We start from the raw sequence: 16828 nt of genomic DNA, 5'->3' as shown, positions 1-16828 counted from the left end.
GCTCCGCTCATTCCTCGGCGGTGGGCCGCCGGGAGGCGGCCGTGGCCCCGTCGACGCCGGTCAGGGGGCGCAACCGGTAGGTGTAGGCGTAGTCCCGGTCGGCGAAGAGCTTGTACTCGTCGTGCGTGTGCGCGCCCCAGCTGTTGTCGCCGCCCACCCCCATCTGGCGGTGGTTGACGCGGAGCACGACCTCGTCCCGCGGGGTCAGCTGGTAGTCGTGGCGTGTACCGGCCGAGAGGTCCTCGGGGGTGAAGTGCGAGGCGTTGACCTCGATGAGCGGTTCGCCGCTGACGAGCAGTCCGGTGCCGCCGCGGTCGGTCAGGGCGGCCCAGCGGACGTCGGTCCTGTTCCCGTTCTCCTGCGGGCGGATGTAGGGCGTCCACTGGCCGGTGACGGTCCCGGAGTACAGCCCCACGTCGGTGCCGTCGTTGCGGTCCCAGTGGTTCTCCTCGGGGCCGCGGCCGTAGTAGTGCAGGTGTTCCAGGCGGCCCGGCAGGAACAGCAGGGTGCCGACCTCGGGGATGTAGGGCAGGTTCGCGGCGCCCGGGTGCAGGGTGTTGTCGACCTTGATCTCGCCGTTGCCGAAGACCGTGTACGTGGTGGTGTACGCCGACGCGGTGGTGGTGGGCAGGGTTCCCTCGACCTTGATCCGCACGGCCCGGTCGCGCAAGGTGCGCACGCTCACGGCCGTCACCGCGCGCAGGGTCCCGGCGTCGCGCCAGGTCTGGTTGCGGACGTGCTGGCCGTTGCCGCGGTCGTTGTCGGTCGGTGCCCGCCAGAAGTTCGGCACGGGTCCCGAGGTGATCAGCCGGGTGCCCCGGACCTCGTACGAGGTGATGACGCCGGTGCTCTTGTCGACGGTGACGGTGAAGCCGTCCCCGCGCACCACGACGGTTCGGCTGCCGTCCCGGTGGCGCAGCGCGGGTACGCGGGACAGGGGGACGGGCCGTACGGCCGGGGTGTCCGCGTCGACCGGGATCTGCTGCTTGGCCACCTCGAAGCCGGCGGGCGCCCATTTCGTGCGTTCCCTGGTGGTGAAGGACAGGTGCAGGAAGTACTCCGTGCCGGGTGCCGGGCGGTCCGGCAGCGCGAACGGCACGGTGATGTCCTTGCTGCTGAGCGGTGGTACGTCCAGCTGGGTGCGGCTCAGTTTGCCGCGCCGCACGGTCTTCCCGTCGGCGACGAGCGTCCACCTGCCGTCGAACGCGCGGAGGCCGGTGAACAGGTACTCGTTGGTGAGGGTGATCGCGGCGCCCGGAGTGAGGGACGTGCCGGACGAGGCCGGTGCGGCGTTGACGGCCTGGTAGATCTGTTTGACCTCGGCGGCCTTGCCGGTGTGTCCGCGGTCGGCGGTCACGATGCCGTCCGCGACGAAGGCCCCGTCGTTCGGGTGGTCGCCCCAGTCGCCGCCGTACGCGAAGAACGTGCGCTCCCTCGCCCGTTTCTCGGTGACTTTCACGGTCGCCGCGTCGAACCAGAACCGCACCCCGTCGTCGCCGGGTCCGCGTCCCTCCGACGCGAGTTCGGCCGCGGACAGGGCGCGGGCGTAGACGCGCGCCCGGCGGATCGTGCCGCTGAACTCGCGGGTGGGGTTGTCGACGTCCGTGGCGAGCGAGAGCGGTGCGGTGGCGATCGCGGGCCGCCGAGTGGTGGTGCGGGTGGCCCTGACCGTGCCGTCGACGTGGAGGGTGAGCGTGCCGGCCTGTGCGTCGAAGACTCCCGCGACGTGGTGTTCCCGGCCGGTCCAGTCGTCCGGGAGCGCCCAGCTCGCGGTGATCCACTGGCCGTCGCCGTGGAGGAAGAACTCCAGCGTCCGGTCCGTCTGCTTCAGGGCGTACTGGGTGTCTCCCTTGGCGATGAGCGGCTGGTGGTAGCCGGTCACGTGCGGGGTGACCCAGGCTTCGAGGGTCAGGGAGCCGGTGATGTCGAGGCCGGTGTCGCGGGCGAAGACGGTGCTGCCGGAGAGGCCGTTCCTGCGGTCGAAGGTCGCGCCGCCGGCCTGGATCTCGCCGCGCACCGCGCCGGGTCCGGTCTCGGTGAACAGCACGCGCGCCGGGGTCGGCGTGGTCAGGGACTGGTCGACGAAGTCCCAGATCCAGCCGCCCTGCAGCACGTCGTGGCGGCGGACGACGTCCCAGTACTTCTTGAAGTTGCCGGTCGAGTTCCCCATCGAGTGGGAGTACTCGATCATGACGTACGGGCGGGTGTCGGAGGTGTCCCGGGCGCGGGCCTCGACGCGTGCGGGGCTTTCGTACATCTCCGAGCGGATGTCGCTGATCCCCGGGCGGTCGTCGCCCTCGTACTGGATGACGCGGGTGGGGTCGTACGAGCGGATCCAGTCGTGCATGGCGACGAAGGTGCTGCCGCCGCCCGCCTCGTTGCCGAGCGACCAGATGACGACCGAGGCGTGGTTCTTGTCGCGGTGGACCATGTTCCGCGCGCGGGCCACGCACGCCCGGGTCCAGTCGGCGTGGTCCCCGGGGTACTCGTCGCGGATGCCGTGGGTCTCCAGGTTGGTCTCGTCCACGAGGTACAGGCCGTACTCGTCGGCGAGTTCGTACCAGAGGGTGTTGTTGGGGTAGTGCGAGGTGCGGACGGTGTTGATGTTGGTCCGCTTGATGATCTCGATGTCCCGGACCATGTCCGCGCGGGTGAGCGCGGTGCCGCGGTCGGGGTGCATCTCGTGCCGGTTGGTGCCGCGCAGGGAGACGGGCCGGCCGTTGATGCGCATCAGCCCGTCCTTCAGCGCGAACTCGCGCAGCCCGACCCGGTGCGAGAGCGTCTCGACGACCTTGCCCGCCGGGTCGCGCAGCCGCAGCACGGCCGTGTAGAGGTACGGGTCCTCGGCCGACCACAGCTTCGGCGCGGGCACGGCCCTGGCGGCCTGTACGGTCACGTCCTGACCGGCCGGGGCCGAGCCGAGGTCGACGGCCTGGTGGAGCGGGCGCGGCCAGACGGCGTGCCCGCGGGCGTCGTAGAGCTGGGTCTCGACGGAGTACGCGGTGCCGCCGTCTTCGAAGCCGCCCGGGCCGCCGTAGTCGCGCACGCTCGCGGTGACCGACAGCTCGGCGGCCCGGTAGCCGTCGCTCAGCGGGGTGTCGAGCCTGAAGTCGCGCAGGTGCACGGCCGGGGTGGAGTAGAGGTGGACCGAGCGGAAGATGCCGCTCAGCCGGATCATGTCCTGGTCCTCCAGCCAGTCACCGTCGGAGTAGCGGTACACCTCCACCGCGATCTGGTTGGTGCCCGGCTTCAGGTGGGGGGTGATGTCGTACTCGGCGGGGGTGTACGAGTCCTCGCGGTAGCCGACCAGTTCGCCGTTGATCCACACGTAGTGGGCGGACTTGACGCCTTCGAAGTGCAGGAACGTCCGCCGGCCCGACCACCCCCGCGGGACGGTGAAGGTGCGTCTGTACTGGCCCACGGGGTTGTAGCGGGTCGGGGCCGCGGGGGGCTGCGGCTCCTCGCCCAGGCCGTTGGGTCCCCAGTAGGGGTAGGTGATGTTGATGTAGATCGGGAAGTCGTAGCCGTGCAGCTGCCAGACGGAGGGGACGGGGACGGTGTCCCAGGAGCTGTCGTCGACGTCGGTGCGGTGGAAGTCGGTGTCCCGGTCGTCCGGGCGGTCGGCGTAGGCGAACTTCCACATCCCGTCGAGGCTCATCCGGTACGGCGAGCGGGTGCGGTCGCCCGCCAGGGCCTGCGCGACGTCCGCGTAGGGCGTGAGCGTGGTGTGCGGCGGCTCGCTGCCGACCTGGAAGACGTCGATGGCGCCGTTCCACTCGGGGGAATCGTCGGCCGCGGTGGGCCGGCCGGCCGCGTGGGCCGCCGGGGACGACGCGGGCAGGGCGAGCGCGCCCAGGGCGGCGGCTCCTCCTTCAAGGAGTCGACGGCGGCTGACGGGAGACAGGCGCGGGTGCGGGAACGGCATGGCTGTGGCCTTCCTCGGTACGACAGTGGGGTGCGCGAACTGAGGGCCGAAAAGAGAGTGCTGAGGACAGGGGCACCTGATGAGCCAACGGAAACCCTAGGACCCGAACACAACAGGAGCAATGACCCTGTCGGACTCTGTGTGTTCCTGGGGGGCCGGGTCCGGGTCCGGTCAGCCGACCTGCGCGGCGAACGCTTCGTACGCCTGCTCGTCGAAGAGGACGAACCGCACCTCGGCCACCGCCGTGCCGGTGTCCCGCACCGTCCCGACCGCGATACGGGCGGCGTCGTCCAGCGGCCATCCGTAGATCCCGGCTGAGACGGCCGGGAACGCGACGGTCCGCGCGCCCAGTTCGTCGGCGACCCGCAGTGATTCCCGGTAGCAGGACGCCAGCAGTCCGGACCGGTCCTCGCTGCGGCTGTGGACGGGTCCGACGGTGTGGATCACCCACCGGGCGTCCAGCCGGCCGGCGGTGGTGGCGACGGCCCGGCCGGTCCGCAGCCCCTTGCCGTACGTCGAGGCGCGCAGTGCGCGGCACTCGGCGAGGATCTCCGGGCCGCCCCGCCGGTGGATGGCGCCGTCCACTCCCCCGCCGCCCAGCAGCGAGGAGTTGGCGGCGTTGACGATGGCGTCCACGCGCTGCTCGGTGATGTCGCCCCGGACGAGCTTCACGGTGGTCATGAGCGGCGCAGCCTCTTCCATACGGCCTTGGCGGCGTTGTGCCCCGACATGCCGTGCACGCCGGGTCCTGGCGGGGTGGCCGAGGAGCAGATGAACACCGCGGGGTGCGGGGTGTCGTACGGGGACAGCGTCAGCCTGGGGCGCAGCATCAGCTGCAGTCCGGAGGCGGCGCCGCAGCCGATGTCACCGCCCACGTAGTTGGCGTTGCGGGCGGCCAGTTCGGGCGGGCCCGCCGTGGCGCGGGCGAGGACGCGGTCGCGGAAGCCCGGCGCGAACCGCTCCAACTGGCGCTCCACGGTGTCCGTGAGGTCTCCGGTCCAGCCGCTCGGGACGTGGGCGTACGCCCAGAACACGTGCTTGCCCTCGGGCGCACGGGAGGGGTCGACGACGCTGGGCTGCACGGTGATCAGGAACGGCGCGTCGGGGGCCCGGCCCTCGCGGGAGGCGGCGCGCAGCGCGGTCCCGATCTCCTTGCTGTCCGCGGCGACCTGTACCGTGCCGGCCGAGCGGGCCTCCCGCGCGGTCCAGGGGACCGGTCCGTCGAGGGCGTAGTCGATCTTGAAGACGCCCGCCCCGTACCGGTAGTGCTCGTAGTACCGGCCGAAGCCCGCGATCCGGCTCAGCGCGGTGGGCGAGGTGTCGAAGACGTACGCGCGGGCGGGCGGCAGGTCGTCGAGACGCTTGACCTCGTAGTCGGTGTGGACGGCGCCGCCGAGGTCCTTCAGGTACGCGGTGAGCGCGTCGGAGATCGCCTGGGAGCCTCCGCGGGCGACGGGCCAGCCACGCGCGTGTGCGGCCAGCGCGAAGACGAGGCCGACGGCACCGGTGGCGAGGCCGCCGAGTGGGGACATGACGTGCGCGACGAGTCCCGCGAACAGGGTCCTGGCGCGCTCGTCGCGGAACCTGCGCATCAGCCAGGTCGCGGGCGGCAGACCGGCCAGGCCGAAACGGGCGAGGGTGACCGGGTCGCGGGGCAGCGCACTGAGCGGCAGGGACATGAAGTCCTGTACGAGGGCGTCCCATCGGTGTGTGAAGGGCTCCACGAGCCGTCGGTACGTGCCCGCGTCACGCGGTCCGAACGAGGCCGCCGTCTCGGCCACGGACCGGGACAGCACGGCCGCCGTGCCGTCCAGGAAGGGGTGCGCCATGGGCAGTGCCGGGTGGAGCCACTCCAGCCCGTACCGGTCGAGGGGCATCGCGCGGAAGGCGGGTGAGTTCACGCCCAGGGGATGCGCGGCCGAGCACGGGTCGTGCCGGAAGCCGGGCAGGGTCAGCTCCTCGGTGCGGGCGCCGCCTCCGACGGTGTCGCGCGCCTCGAAGACGGCCACGGAGAAGCCGCGGCGGGCCAGCTCCACGGCAGCCGTCAGTCCGTTCGGTCCCGCACCCACCACGACGGCATCGAGCATCGACGGCACCTTCGGACTCCTTTGTCAGCCGATGGCCTCTGGGGATCAGGATATGCCGGGTCCTCGGCCGTCCGGCCCCGGCCCCGCTCCGGCCGCGCGGCAGCACGGCTCGCGCGGCACCACGCCTCAGGCGCCGGCCGTGAGGAGGTCCACCACCCGGCGGGCCGTGGCGGCGTCCCGTGCCGCCGTGAACGGAAGCGTGTTCCCGCCGGTTATGCGGAACGGCTCCCCCGCGAGCGTCAGGTGCGCGCCGCCGGCCTCCTCGACGAGCAGGATCCCCGCCGCGTGGTCCCAGGCGGCCTCCCAGGAGAACGCGGTCGCGTCCAACTCGCCGCGGGCGACGGCGAGATACTCCAGACCGGCCGAGCCGCAGGGGCGCGGGGCGACGCCCGCCGTGCGCAGCCCGAGGAGCGCGCGCTTCTGGTCGTCCGTCGTGTAGTCCGGGTGGGAGGTGGCGACTTCGAGGTCGCGGCCGGGGGCGGGCGCGCCGGACCGGAGGGGTTCGCCGTCGAGCAGGGCGCCGCGGCCCCGTACGGCGACGGCCAGTCGGTCACGGGCCGGGGCGTACGTCCAGGACGCCAGGACGACTCCGCGCCGGGCCAGCGCGACCAGGGTGCAGAAGCCCGGGTCGCCGTGCACGAACTGGCGGGTGCCGTCGACCGGGTCGACGATCCAGACGGGGGCCTCGCCCTGGATCGCCTCGTACGTCGCCGGGTTGGCGTGGACCGCCTCCTCGCCGACCACGACCGAGCCGGGCAGCAGCCTGCCGAGCACCCCGGTGAGGTACTCCTCGGCCTTGCGGTCGGCGTCCGTGACCAGGTCGTGCGGGCCGGTCTTCTGGTCCACCTCGTGCGCGGCGAGCCGCCGGAAGCGCGGCATGATCTCGGTGGCGGCCGCCTTGCGCACGGCCTCCTCGACATCGGCGGTGCGGTGCGCGAGAAACTCGTCGATGGTTTCCATGTGTTCGATCATGCCTCCATGAGAGCACGTGTCACTGACAATCCCCGCCGGGTGGGTGCATCACGGGTGGAATCGCCATGAACAACGAGTGCCTCTGGGTCTCCTGGGTCAGCACACGGTGAGAACGGCACAGCGCTGTGTGCACGCGGCGCTCCGTGGGGCGTGCGCCCGGCGCGCCGGGACCGGGCCCCGGATCAGCGTCCGACCGCGTACCCCTGCATGCCGCGCGGATTCGCGGCCGCCGACAGCACCCCGGTCCGCGGGTCCCGTGCCACCGCGCACAGCCGCCCCTCGGACCAGTCGTCGCCGACCTGGACGTCGTGGCCGCGGCGCCGCAGCTCCTCTACGACCCCTGGGTCCGTGCGGGATTCGACGGTCACGCTGCCGGGCCGCATGCCCCGCGGGTGGAAGGAGCCGGGGAAGCTGTCGTTGTGCCAGTTCGGGGCGTCGATCGCGCCCTGGAGGTCGGGGCCGCCGCGTACCTGTGCGCGCAGGGCGACGGCCAGGAAGAAGTGCAGCTGCCACTGGTCCTGCTGGTCACCGCCCGGCGTGCCGAACGCCATGACGGGGACCCCGTCCCGCAGCGCGAGCGACGGGGTGAGCGTCGTGCGCGGACGGCGGCCCGGGGTAAGGGAGTTGGGCAGCCCCTCCTCCAGCCAGGCCATCTGGAGCCGGGTGCCGAGCGGGAAGCCCAGTTCGGGCACGACCGGGTTGGACTGCAGCCAGCCGCCGCTGGGCGTGGCCGAGACCATGTTGCCCCAGCGGTCGACGATGTCGAGGTGGCAGGTGTCGCCCCGGGTGCCGCCGTCCGCGGAGACGTCCGGCTCGCCGGGCACGGGGGACGTGGGGTACTTGGCCACGGTCGGCTCGCCGGCGCCCGCCGCCGGCGGGACGGCGACACCCTCTCCGGCGGCCACCGCGCGCGCGTGCCCGCTGAGCCGCGGGGTCCGCCCGCCGGGGCTTCCCGGGCGCAGCTCGTACGACGCCTTCTCGCCGATCAGCGTCCGGCGCCCGGCGTTGTACTCCTCCGACAGCAGGTCCGTCAGCAGCTCCGCCGGGGGCACCGTGCCGGCGTCCCCGTACCATGCCTCCCGGTCGGCCATCGCGAGCTTGCAGCCCTCGACCAGCAGGTGCACGTACGCGGCCGAGCCGTACCGCGGCAGTTCGGGCGGCAGCAGGGCCAGTTGCTGGAGGAACACCGGGCCCTGGCTCCAGGGGCCGGCCTTGCACAGGGTCCAGCCACGCCAGTCGTACGTGGCCGGGGCCTCGTAGGAGGCCGACCACGCGGCCAGGTCGGCCGCCGTCAGCGTGCCGCGGTGGCGTTCGCCGCTGGTGTCCAGCGTGGGCCGGGCCGCCTGCCGCACGAGCGCCTCGGCGATGAAGCCCTCGCGCCAGATCCGCCGCGCGGCCTCGATCTCGGCGACCCGGGAGTCGTACTCCGGGCCGGTCCCGAGGCCCGGGGCCTCGAAGCCCCGGCCGGCCTCGATGCCCTGGCCGGCGTCGGAGTCCCGGGCGGCTCCGGACTCCTGGGTGGCTCCGGACTCCCGGGCGGCTCCGGACTCCCGGGCGGCTCCGGACTCCCGGGCGGCTCCGGACTCCCGGGCGGCATCGGAGTCCCGGGCGGCTTCTGTGATCAGGCGTCGCCAGGTCGCGGCCAGTGCGGGGTTCCGGAACAGTTCGCCCGGTCGCGGGGGCTCGCCGTCCGGCAGGTAGACCGCGGCGGACGTCGTCCACTCGCTCGCGAAGAGGTCCCGTACGGTCTCGACCGTCTCGCCGACGCGTTCCACGGGCGCGTGCCCGTCCTGCGCGTACCCGATGGCGTACTTCAGGACATCCGCAAGCGACTTCGTGCCGTGGTCGCGCAACAGCAGCATCCACGCGTCGAAGGCGCCGGGCACGGCGGCCGCGAGGGGCCCGGTGCCGGGCACCAGGTCCAGGCCGAGTCCCCGGTAGTGGGCGACCGTGGCCCCGGCCGGTGCCACACCCTGCCCGCACAGGACCTGCACCTCCCCGCCGGCCGGCGCGAGGATGATCGGCACCTCGCCCGCGGGCCCGTTGAGATGGGGCTCGACGACGTGCAGCACGAAACCCGCGGCGACGGCGGCGTCGTACGCGTTGCCGCCGTCCTCCAGCACGGCCATCGCCGACTGCGAGGCGAGCCAGTGCGTGGAGGACACCATTCCGAAGGTGCCCTGGAGCGTGGGTCGGGTGGTGAACACGGTGACTCCTCACAGCGGGGCGGGCATCGGGCGATCGTACGCACACGTCGCCCGTCGCACCCAGGTGGGGACCGCCGGTTCCGCACCCGGGCAAGGACCGCCGGTTCGAACGGCGGCGGCCTCGAAACTCCGTTCCCGTTCCCGGCCTGTCGCCCGGGCCCGGTCACGGTGCTGAGCCGGTAGTGGTCGCCGCACCCACTTCGGGGGACGGTGCGGGGCCGCGGACGAGGGGGACGCCGCTTCATGAAAGCCGATGCCCGCCCACTGGTCGCACTGCTGCTCACCGGCGGTCCGGCGCCGGACCGTCCCCCGCACGATCCCGATCCGCTGACCGTCGCGGCCCGGGAACCGGCCGCCGGGGAACCGAAGCGGGCGTTGCGGCTGGATTCGTTCGGAGTTGTCCACACCCGAGCGCATTCCCGCCACTCCCGACCCATGACACGGCCCCGGGCGGGGGCCCGAAGGCTCCGGGTCCTACGGCACCGGCTGCCACGCGGTCGTCCCGAGGACGTTCTCCGGGCCGATGTCCAGCGGATACGGGGGCCGTACGGTCACGGTGTCGTCCCCCTTCCTCGCGGCGACGCGGAGGTACACGCCGTCCTGGTTGTGCATCCGCCAGTACAGGCTCGCGCGTGCCGTCCCGCCGGGCTTCAGGGTCAGCGGGGCGGGACCGGGGTCCTCCGGTGCCATGGACACCTGGTCCGTGCCCTGGACGGTCCGTACGCCCGGGAAGGGGTCGCCCGACCCGTCCAGGACGGTGACGGCGGGGTAGCCGGTCAACTCGACGGTCCGCTCACCGCAGTTGGTGACGTGCAGCCCCATGGCGCGCAGTCCCATCGCCGCGTCGCCCTGGTCGGCCTCGAAGCGCAGACCGGACGCCGGGCAGCCCGCCCCCTGCTGTCCGGGCACCGCCGGCGACGGCTCGGGGAGCGAGGGCGAGGACGGCTGCGGGGACGGCGGCGAGGGCGAAGGCGGTACCACCGTCAGGGTCGGCTTCGGTGGCGGCGTGCGTTCGGGGTTGGTCTCGCGGTCCAGTTCCGCGGAGAGCCCGCACCCGCTCGTCCCCAGCACCAGCACCGGCACCAGCAGGCGGACGAGGGCGGCGGTGCGGGACGGCCTCGGGCGTATCGCGATCACGAGCCGATCATCACACGGGACCCCACCGGAAGACGCCCCTGCGCCGCCCCCACGCCACCGCTCCCCGCCGCCGGGACGAGCGGCCCGGGACCCGGCGGTCTCTGCGCCGGGCAGGAACAGTAGGTACTGTCACCGCGCGGGTACGGAGCGAGTTCGCACTTCCGCCGCACAGCCACGCGTGTGACACTGGCGTCCCGTCTCCCGTCCGCTGTGCGGACCACTCCGCACCGTCCCCCACGAAATGTGCGCCGTGCGTTCTCTTCCTCTCGCTCTCACCGCGCGTCTGGCGCCGGTCGTCGTGCTCGCCGCGGCGGGCTGGGCGCTGTCGTCCGGGCCGCTCGCCGCGCCCGTGGCCGCGGAGAAGAAGTCAGCCGCCCCCGATGGCGGGGCGTCTCCGTCGGCACCCGCGACCGCCGCGGCGAGCCGTACGTACGAGGACTCCCCCGCGCCCTGCGACGGCGTGACGAAGAAGACGGTGACCTCGCTGGTGCCCGGTGCCAAGACGGCCGGCAAGGAGATCCCCTCGACCGACGAGTCGCTGCGCCGCACCTGTTCCTGGAACGCGCTGAAGGGCTTCGACTACCGCTGGCTCGACATCTCGTACGAGATCAAGAAGTCGGACGAGAGCGCGCTGGCCGCCTACAAGCAGCGCACGACGGAGAAGAGCGGCGGCGGCCGGGTCCCCGGTGTCGGCGACGAGGCGTATTCGGTGGTGAACCTGGCCACCGCCGACAAGCAGCAGACCCGCGAGGGCATGGTGATCGTCCGCGCGTCCAACGCGCTGGTGGTCGTCACGTACAACGGCAGTGACTTCGAGACGAAGAAGGCACCCGGTTCGGACGAGATCAACAAGGGGGCCATCAAGGCCGCCAAGGAGGGGATGGCCGCGCTGGAGGCCGCTCAGTAGGAGCGGCCGCCGGCGCGGCCGGCCGAGCACTGTCAGGCGGCCCCGCCCGTGCGCTTCCCCCGTTCGATCCCGCCGTCCGGCCCGTTCCGCCCGGCCCGTTCCGCTCGTTCCGCCTGTTCCGCTCGCTGCGTGGGTGCCATCAGCACGACGTACAGGACCAGCGACGAGGCGAGCCCGACCGCCCATCCGTAGTCGGCGAGCGGCTTGAGGAACGGGACGAGTCCGTCGACCGGGAACGGGCCGAGCTTCGCCCCCTTCGCGTCGACGTTCGAGTACGAGCCGCCGACGGCCAGTACGCCGCCGACCGCGAAGGCCAGCACCGCCCGCCAGTTCCAGCCGTTCGTGTACCAGTAGCGTCCGCCGGGCGTGTAGAGGTCCGCCAGGTGCAGGACCGTACGCCGGACGATCCAGTAGTCGGCGATCAGGATGCCCGCGACCGTGCCGAGCAGCCCGCCGACCACCCCGAGCCAGGTGAAGATGTAGAACTCCGGGGTGGAGATCAGCTTCCACGGGAAGATCAGGATGCCGATGACACCCGTGATCAGCGCGCCGGTGCGGAAGGTGATGAACTTGGGCGCCAGGTTGGACAGGTCGTAGGCCGGTGAGACCACGTTCGCCGCGATGTTCACTGAGACCGTGGCGATCAGCACGATGAAGAGCGCGAAGACCAGCCCGAAGGCGTTGTCCGTCTTCGCGGCGAGCGCGACCGGGTCCCAGATCGGCTCCCCGTAGACCGCCTCCGAGCCGGAGGTGACCAGTACGGCGAGGACCGCGAACAACGTCATGGTCGTCGGCAGGCCGAGGCTCTGCCCCCAGGTCTGTGCCTTCTGGCTGGCGCCGAAGCGGGTGAAGTCGGGGATGTTGAGCGAGAGCGTGGCCCAGAAGCCGATCATGCCCATCAGCGACGGGAAGAAGACCGGCCAGAAGTCGGCGCCCCAGCCGAGCTTCGAGGGCTGGTCGAGCAGCGCGCCGAAGCCGTCGGCCTTGACGGCGATCCAGATCAGCAGCACGAACGCGCCGACGATCACGACGGGCGCGGCCCAGTTCTCGAAGCGCCGCAGGAAGTCCATACCGCGGTGGATGATCGCGATCTGCACGGCCCAGAAGAGCAGGAAGCACAGCCACAGCGGCCAGGGGTTGCCGGCGATCTTCCCCGCGTTCTCCCACTCCCCGCCGGTCAGCTTGGAGCCCAGCGCGAAGATGCCGCTGCCGCCGATCCAGGTCTGGATGCCGAACCAGCCGCAGGCCACGGCCGCCCGGATCAGCGCCGGGACGTTGGCGCCGCGCAGTCCGAAGGAGGCACGGGCCAGCACGGGGAAGGGGATGCCGTACTTGGGTCCGGCGTGCCCGGTGGCCAGCATCGGCAGCAGCACGATGACGTTGGCCAGCGCGATGGTGAAGACGGCCTGCTTCCAGTCCATGCCGAGGGCGACCAGGCCGGAGGCGAGGGTCCAGCTGGGGATGCAGTGGGCCATGGAGATCCACAGCGCCGCGAAGTTGTACGTCGTCCACCTGCGCTCGGAGACCGGGACGGGACGCAGGTCCTCGTTGGCGAAGGGGCTGTCGGCGGGGAAGGCACCGGGGGCGAGTTCGACACGGCCGTCGGCGTCGGCGGACTGGGATGCCGGGGATATCGGCGGCCCCGGAGGGACGGTCTCTGTCATGAGCAGGCCAATCGATGAGGCGGGACGGGAGAGGCCGTGCGGGTGGCGCTCCTACCTGTTGACGGCGGGGATGACCGTCGATCCGTACGCCTCGATGACCGCCTCCTGAGCGTCATGCATGTCGTACAGGGCGAACTGGTCGACGCCCAGCTCCCGCAGGGCGTTCAGTTTCGCGATGTGCTGCTCGGCCGTGCCGATCAGGCAGAACCTGTCGACGATCTCGTCCGGCACGAACCGCGTGTCCGGGTTTCCGCTGCGTCCGTGGTGGGAGTAGTCGTAGCCCTCGCGGGACGCGATGTAGTCGGTGAGTTCCTCGGGGACGGCGGCGGAGTGCTCGCCGTACTTGGCGACGAGGTCGGCCACGTGGTTGCCGACCATGCCGCCGAACCACCGGCACTGCTCGCGTGCGTGGGCGAGCGCCCCGGGCGAGCCGTCCTCGGTGACGTAGGCGGGGGCGGCCACACAGATCGTGACGTCGTCCGGATCGCGTCCGGCACCGGCCGCCGCGGTCTTCACCGCCTTGACCATGTACTCGGTGAGATACAGGTCGGCGAGCTGGAGGATGAACCCGTCGGCCTCCTCACCGGTCATCCGCAGGGCCTTGGGTCCGTACGCGGCCATCCACACCGGGAGTTCGGCGCCCGGACCGATCCACGGGAACCGGACGGCCGTACCGCCGAGGTCGGCCTCCTCACCCCGGGCGAGCGCCCTGATCACCTTCATGGCCTCGCTGATCCGCGCGAGGGTGTTCGGTCTGCGGCCCGCCACGCGCATCGCCGAGTCGCCGCGGCCGATGCCGCAGACCGTGCGGTTGCCGAACATGTCGTTGAGCGTGGCGAAGGTCGAGGCGGTGACCTCCCAGGTGCGGGTGCCCGGGTTCGTCACCATCGGGCCGACCTTCAGCTTCGTGGTGTTCGCCAGGATCTGGCTGTAGATCACGAACGGCTCCTGCCAGAGCACGGCGGAGTCGAAGGTCCAGCCGTACGTGAAGCCGTTGCGCTCGGCCCGCTTCATCAGACTGACGACACGGGAGGCAGGGGGGTCGGTCTGCAGGACGAGTCCGAAGTCCATGGGCGCCGCTCCTGGTTCAGGTGAGGTACTGGCAGGTGGAACGGGGGGTGTAGACGCCGTGCCCGGCGCGGCCGGTGAACTCCCGCCCGGTGATGACGGGTTCGCCGCGCGACAGGACCGTCTCGACGCGGCCGGTGGTGCGCCTGCCCTCGTACGCCGAGTAGTCGACGTTCATGTGATGGGTCTCGGCGGACATGATCTGCTCGGCGTGCGGGTCGTAGATGACGACGTCCGCGTCGGCACCCGGCGCGATCGTCCCCTTCTTCGGGTAGAGGCCGAACATCCGGGCCGGGGTGGCGCAGGCGATCTCGATCCAGCGGCGGCGCGAGATGTGCCCGTCCACGACGGCCTGGTGCAGCAGGTCCATCCGGTTCTCCACGCCCGGCAGACCGTTGGGGATCTTCGAGAAGTCGCCCCTGCCGAGCTCTTTCTGGCCCACGAAGCAGAAGGGGCAGTGGTCGGTGGAGACGACCTGGAGGTCGTTGGTGCGCAGGCCCCGCCACAGGGCCGCCTGGTGCTCCCTGGGCCGCAGCGGTGTCGAGCACACGTACTTGGCGCCCTCGAAGTCCGGCTCCGCGAGGTTGTCGGTCGACAGGAACAGGTACTGCGGGCAGGTCTCGCCGAAGACGTTCAGGCCCTCGTCGCGGGCCCGGGCCAGCTCGGCGACGGCCTCCGTCGCCGAGACGTGCACGACGTACAGCGGGGCGCCGGCCACCTGGGCGAGCTTGATGGCACGGTGGGTGGCCTCGGCCTCCAGCAGCGCCTTGCGCACCTCGCCGTGGTACCGGGGGTCGGTCTCGCCGCGCGCGAGCGCCTGCTCCACCAGCACGTCGATCGCGATGCCGTTCTCGGCGTGCATCATGATGAGGCCGCCGTTCTCGGCGGAGCGCTGCATGGCACGCAGGATCTGGCCGTCGTCGCTGTAGAAGACGCCGGGGTAGGCCATGAACTGCTTGAAGGAGGTGACACCCTCCTCGACCAGCAGGTCCATCTCCTTCAGGGTGTCCTGGTCGACGTCGGAGACGATCATGTGGAAGCCGTAGTCGATGGCGCATCGGCCGTCGGCCTTGGCGTGCCAGGCGTCGAGACCCTCGCGCAGGGAGTGGCCGACGCTCTGGACCGCGAAGTCGATGATCGTGGTCGTGCCGCCCCAGGCGGCGGCCCGGGTGCCGGTCTCGAAGGAGTCGGAGGCGAAGGTGCCGCCGAAGGGCAGCTCCATGTGGGTGTGGGCGTCGACACCGCCCGGGATCACGTACTTGCCGGTGGCGTCGATGGTGCGCTCGGCGGTCCAGGCCGCGGCGGCGGGGGTGCCGCTCGCGGCGAGGGCGGCGATGCGGGTGTCCTCGATGAGGATGTCCGCGTGGAGTTCGTCTGCTGCGGTGATCACCAGGCCACCGCGGATGACGGTACGGCTGCTCATGGTTCCTCTCCTGTCGTCGGCACCCCAGGGGCATGCGGCGGTGGACCGAGGTCGTGCGTACGTGCGGGTACGTCGTGGCTGGTCGCGCGGTTCCCCGCGCCCTCAAAGCCCGGCGCTTCGCAGCGCGCGTTCCAGCATCGCCGCACCCTCCTCCGCCTCCGTGACCGTCAGGGACAGGGGTGGGGCGATACGCAGGACGCTGGTGCTGTGACCGCCGCCCTTGCCGATCAGCAGGCCCTCGGCGCGGGCCGCTTCGAGCACGGCGGCTGCCGCGTCCGGGTCCGCCTCGTCGGTGCCGGGCCTCACCAGCTCGACGCCGATCATGAGCCCGCGGCCCCGGACCTCCCGTACCCCCGGGAACCGCGCGGCGACGGCCCGCAGCCGCTCGATGAGCAGTCCGCCGACCCGGCGGGCGTTGCCCTGGAGGTCGTGCTCCAGGAGGTACGTGAGGTTGGCGAGACCGGCCGCCATGGTGACCTGCGTGCCGCCGAAGGTCGAGATGGAGTTGGCGTCGAGGCAGTTCATGATCTCGGCGCGGGCGACGACCCCGCCGATGGACATGCCGTTGCCGATGCCCTTGGCGAAGGTCAGGATGTCGGGCGGCCCGCTCTGGCCGTGTGCCTGCCAGCCCCAGAAGTGCTCGCCGGTCCTGCCCCAGCCCGTCTGCACCTCGTCGGCGATCCACAGGATGCCGCGCGCGGCGAGGACCTCGCGGAACGCCGCGTACAGGCCGTCCGGGGGTGAGGTGAAGCCGCCGACGCCCTGGACGGGTTCCGCGATGAGGGCCGCGGGCGCGCGGACGTGGCCGAGCAGGTCCTCCAGGTCGGCGACGCAGGCCGCGACGAAGCCGGCGTCGTCCAGGTCCGCGTACGGGCCGCGGGTGCGGACCCCGCCGTGCACGTACAGCGTCTGGAGGGGTGACAGGCTGGTCGGCGACCAGCCCTTGTTGCCGGTGATGCCGACGGCGCTGAACGACCGGCCGTGGTAGCTGTTGCGCATCGCGAGGATCTGGTTGCTGCGGCGGTACGCGGTGGCCAGCAGCAGCGCGGTGTCGTTGGCCTCGGTGCCCGAGGTCGTGAAGAAGACCCGCGCGTCCGGGATGCCCGACAGCCCGGCGATCCGTTCGGCGAGGTCGACCATCGGCGCGTTGAGGTAGAGCGTCGAGGAGTGGTTGATCCGGCCGGCCTGCTCGCTGACGGCCTTCGTCACCTCGGGCAGGGCGTGCGCGGTCATGGTGGTGAGGATGCCGCCGAAGAAGTCGAGGTACTTGTTGCCGTCGGCGTCCCAGACGTGGCGGCCCTCGCCGTGGGTGAGTTCGATCGGGTCGGCGTAGTAGAGGGCGAGCCAGTCGGGCAGGACCGCCCGGTGGCGCCGGTGCAGGTCCTTGCCGGGGCCGCGGGCCGGGCCCCCGGCCGCGCTCCGGGCCGGTGCCGGCCCC

General features: G+C 72.1%; 11 protein-coding genes. 1 reads left to right on the top strand and 10 read right to left on the bottom strand.

Annotated features, from left to right (window positions below):
• Positions 1–7: 7 nt before the first annotated feature.
• The 6 genes from ACFYXC_RS05640 to ACFYXC_RS05615 form a co-directional block, all read right to left on the bottom strand.
• Complete coding sequence (locus tag ACFYXC_RS05640) at positions 8–3925, bottom strand: glycoside hydrolase family 2 TIM barrel-domain containing protein (RefSeq protein WP_389547337.1); 3918 nt, start codon at positions 3923–3925, stop codon at positions 8–10.
• 171 nt (positions 3926–4096) lie between these two features.
• Positions 4097–4606, bottom strand: coding sequence for an O-acetyl-ADP-ribose deacetylase (locus ACFYXC_RS05635; protein ID WP_389547334.1), 510 nt, complete (start codon positions 4604–4606; stop codon positions 4097–4099).
• Entirely contained in the window at positions 4603–6012 is a 1410-nt protein-coding gene (locus tag ACFYXC_RS05630) for a phytoene desaturase family protein (protein WP_389547332.1), read from the bottom strand. Before ACFYXC_RS05630 ends, ACFYXC_RS05635 begins: the two co-directional genes overlap by 4 nt.
• A 126-nt stretch (positions 6013–6138) precedes the next feature.
• Positions 6139–6984, bottom strand: coding sequence for an inositol monophosphatase family protein (locus ACFYXC_RS05625; protein ID WP_389547329.1), 846 nt, complete (start codon positions 6982–6984; stop codon positions 6139–6141).
• Positions 6985–7166: 182 nt separating this feature from the next.
• Positions 7167–9191, bottom strand: coding sequence for a gamma-glutamyltransferase family protein (locus ACFYXC_RS05620; RefSeq protein WP_389547326.1), 2025 nt, complete (start codon positions 9189–9191; stop codon positions 7167–7169).
• A 474-nt stretch (positions 9192–9665) separates the two neighbouring features.
• On the bottom strand, positions 9666–10328 hold the full coding sequence (locus tag ACFYXC_RS05615; protein WP_389547323.1) for a DUF4232 domain-containing protein: 663 nt from the start codon (positions 10326–10328) through the stop codon (positions 9666–9668).
• Positions 10329–10569: 241 nt separating this feature from the next.
• Between ACFYXC_RS05615 and ACFYXC_RS05610 the strand changes: the two genes are divergently transcribed.
• Entirely contained in the window at positions 10570–11235 is a 666-nt protein-coding gene (locus tag ACFYXC_RS05610) for a hypothetical protein (RefSeq protein ID WP_389547320.1), read from the top strand.
• Positions 11236–11267: 32 nt separating this feature from the next.
• Here the strand turns inward: ACFYXC_RS05610 and ACFYXC_RS05605 are convergent, their stop codons facing one another.
• The 4 genes from ACFYXC_RS05605 to ACFYXC_RS05590 all read right to left on the bottom strand — a co-directional run bounded on the left by ACFYXC_RS05605 (position 11268) and on the right by ACFYXC_RS05590 (position 16770).
• Positions 11268–12899 (bottom strand): NCS1 family nucleobase:cation symporter-1, encoded by a 1632-nt coding sequence (locus ACFYXC_RS05605; RefSeq protein WP_389547317.1) that lies wholly within the window; start codon positions 12897–12899, stop codon positions 11268–11270.
• 51 nt (positions 12900–12950) lie between these two features.
• Complete coding sequence (locus tag ACFYXC_RS05600) at positions 12951–13970, bottom strand: TIGR03842 family LLM class F420-dependent oxidoreductase (RefSeq protein WP_389547314.1); 1020 nt, start codon at positions 13968–13970, stop codon at positions 12951–12953.
• A gap of 16 nt (positions 13971–13986) precedes the next feature.
• Positions 13987–15390, bottom strand: a complete 1404-nt coding sequence (gene hydA / locus ACFYXC_RS05595) for a dihydropyrimidinase (RefSeq protein ID WP_389547311.1) — start codon at positions 15388–15390, stop codon at positions 13987–13989.
• Positions 15391–15492: 102 nt separating this feature from the next.
• A complete protein-coding gene (locus ACFYXC_RS05590) occupies positions 15493–16770 on the bottom strand; it encodes an aspartate aminotransferase family protein (RefSeq protein ID WP_388908349.1) in 1278 nt (425 codons plus the stop codon).
• Between the last annotated feature and the right edge of the window lie 58 nt (positions 16771–16828).

It is taken from the genome of Streptomyces sp. NPDC002701, assembly GCF_042889045.1.
GTDB lineage: Bacteria > Actinomycetota > Actinomycetes > Streptomycetales > Streptomycetaceae > Streptomyces.
This window is presented reverse-complemented; position numbering and strand designations above follow the sequence as displayed.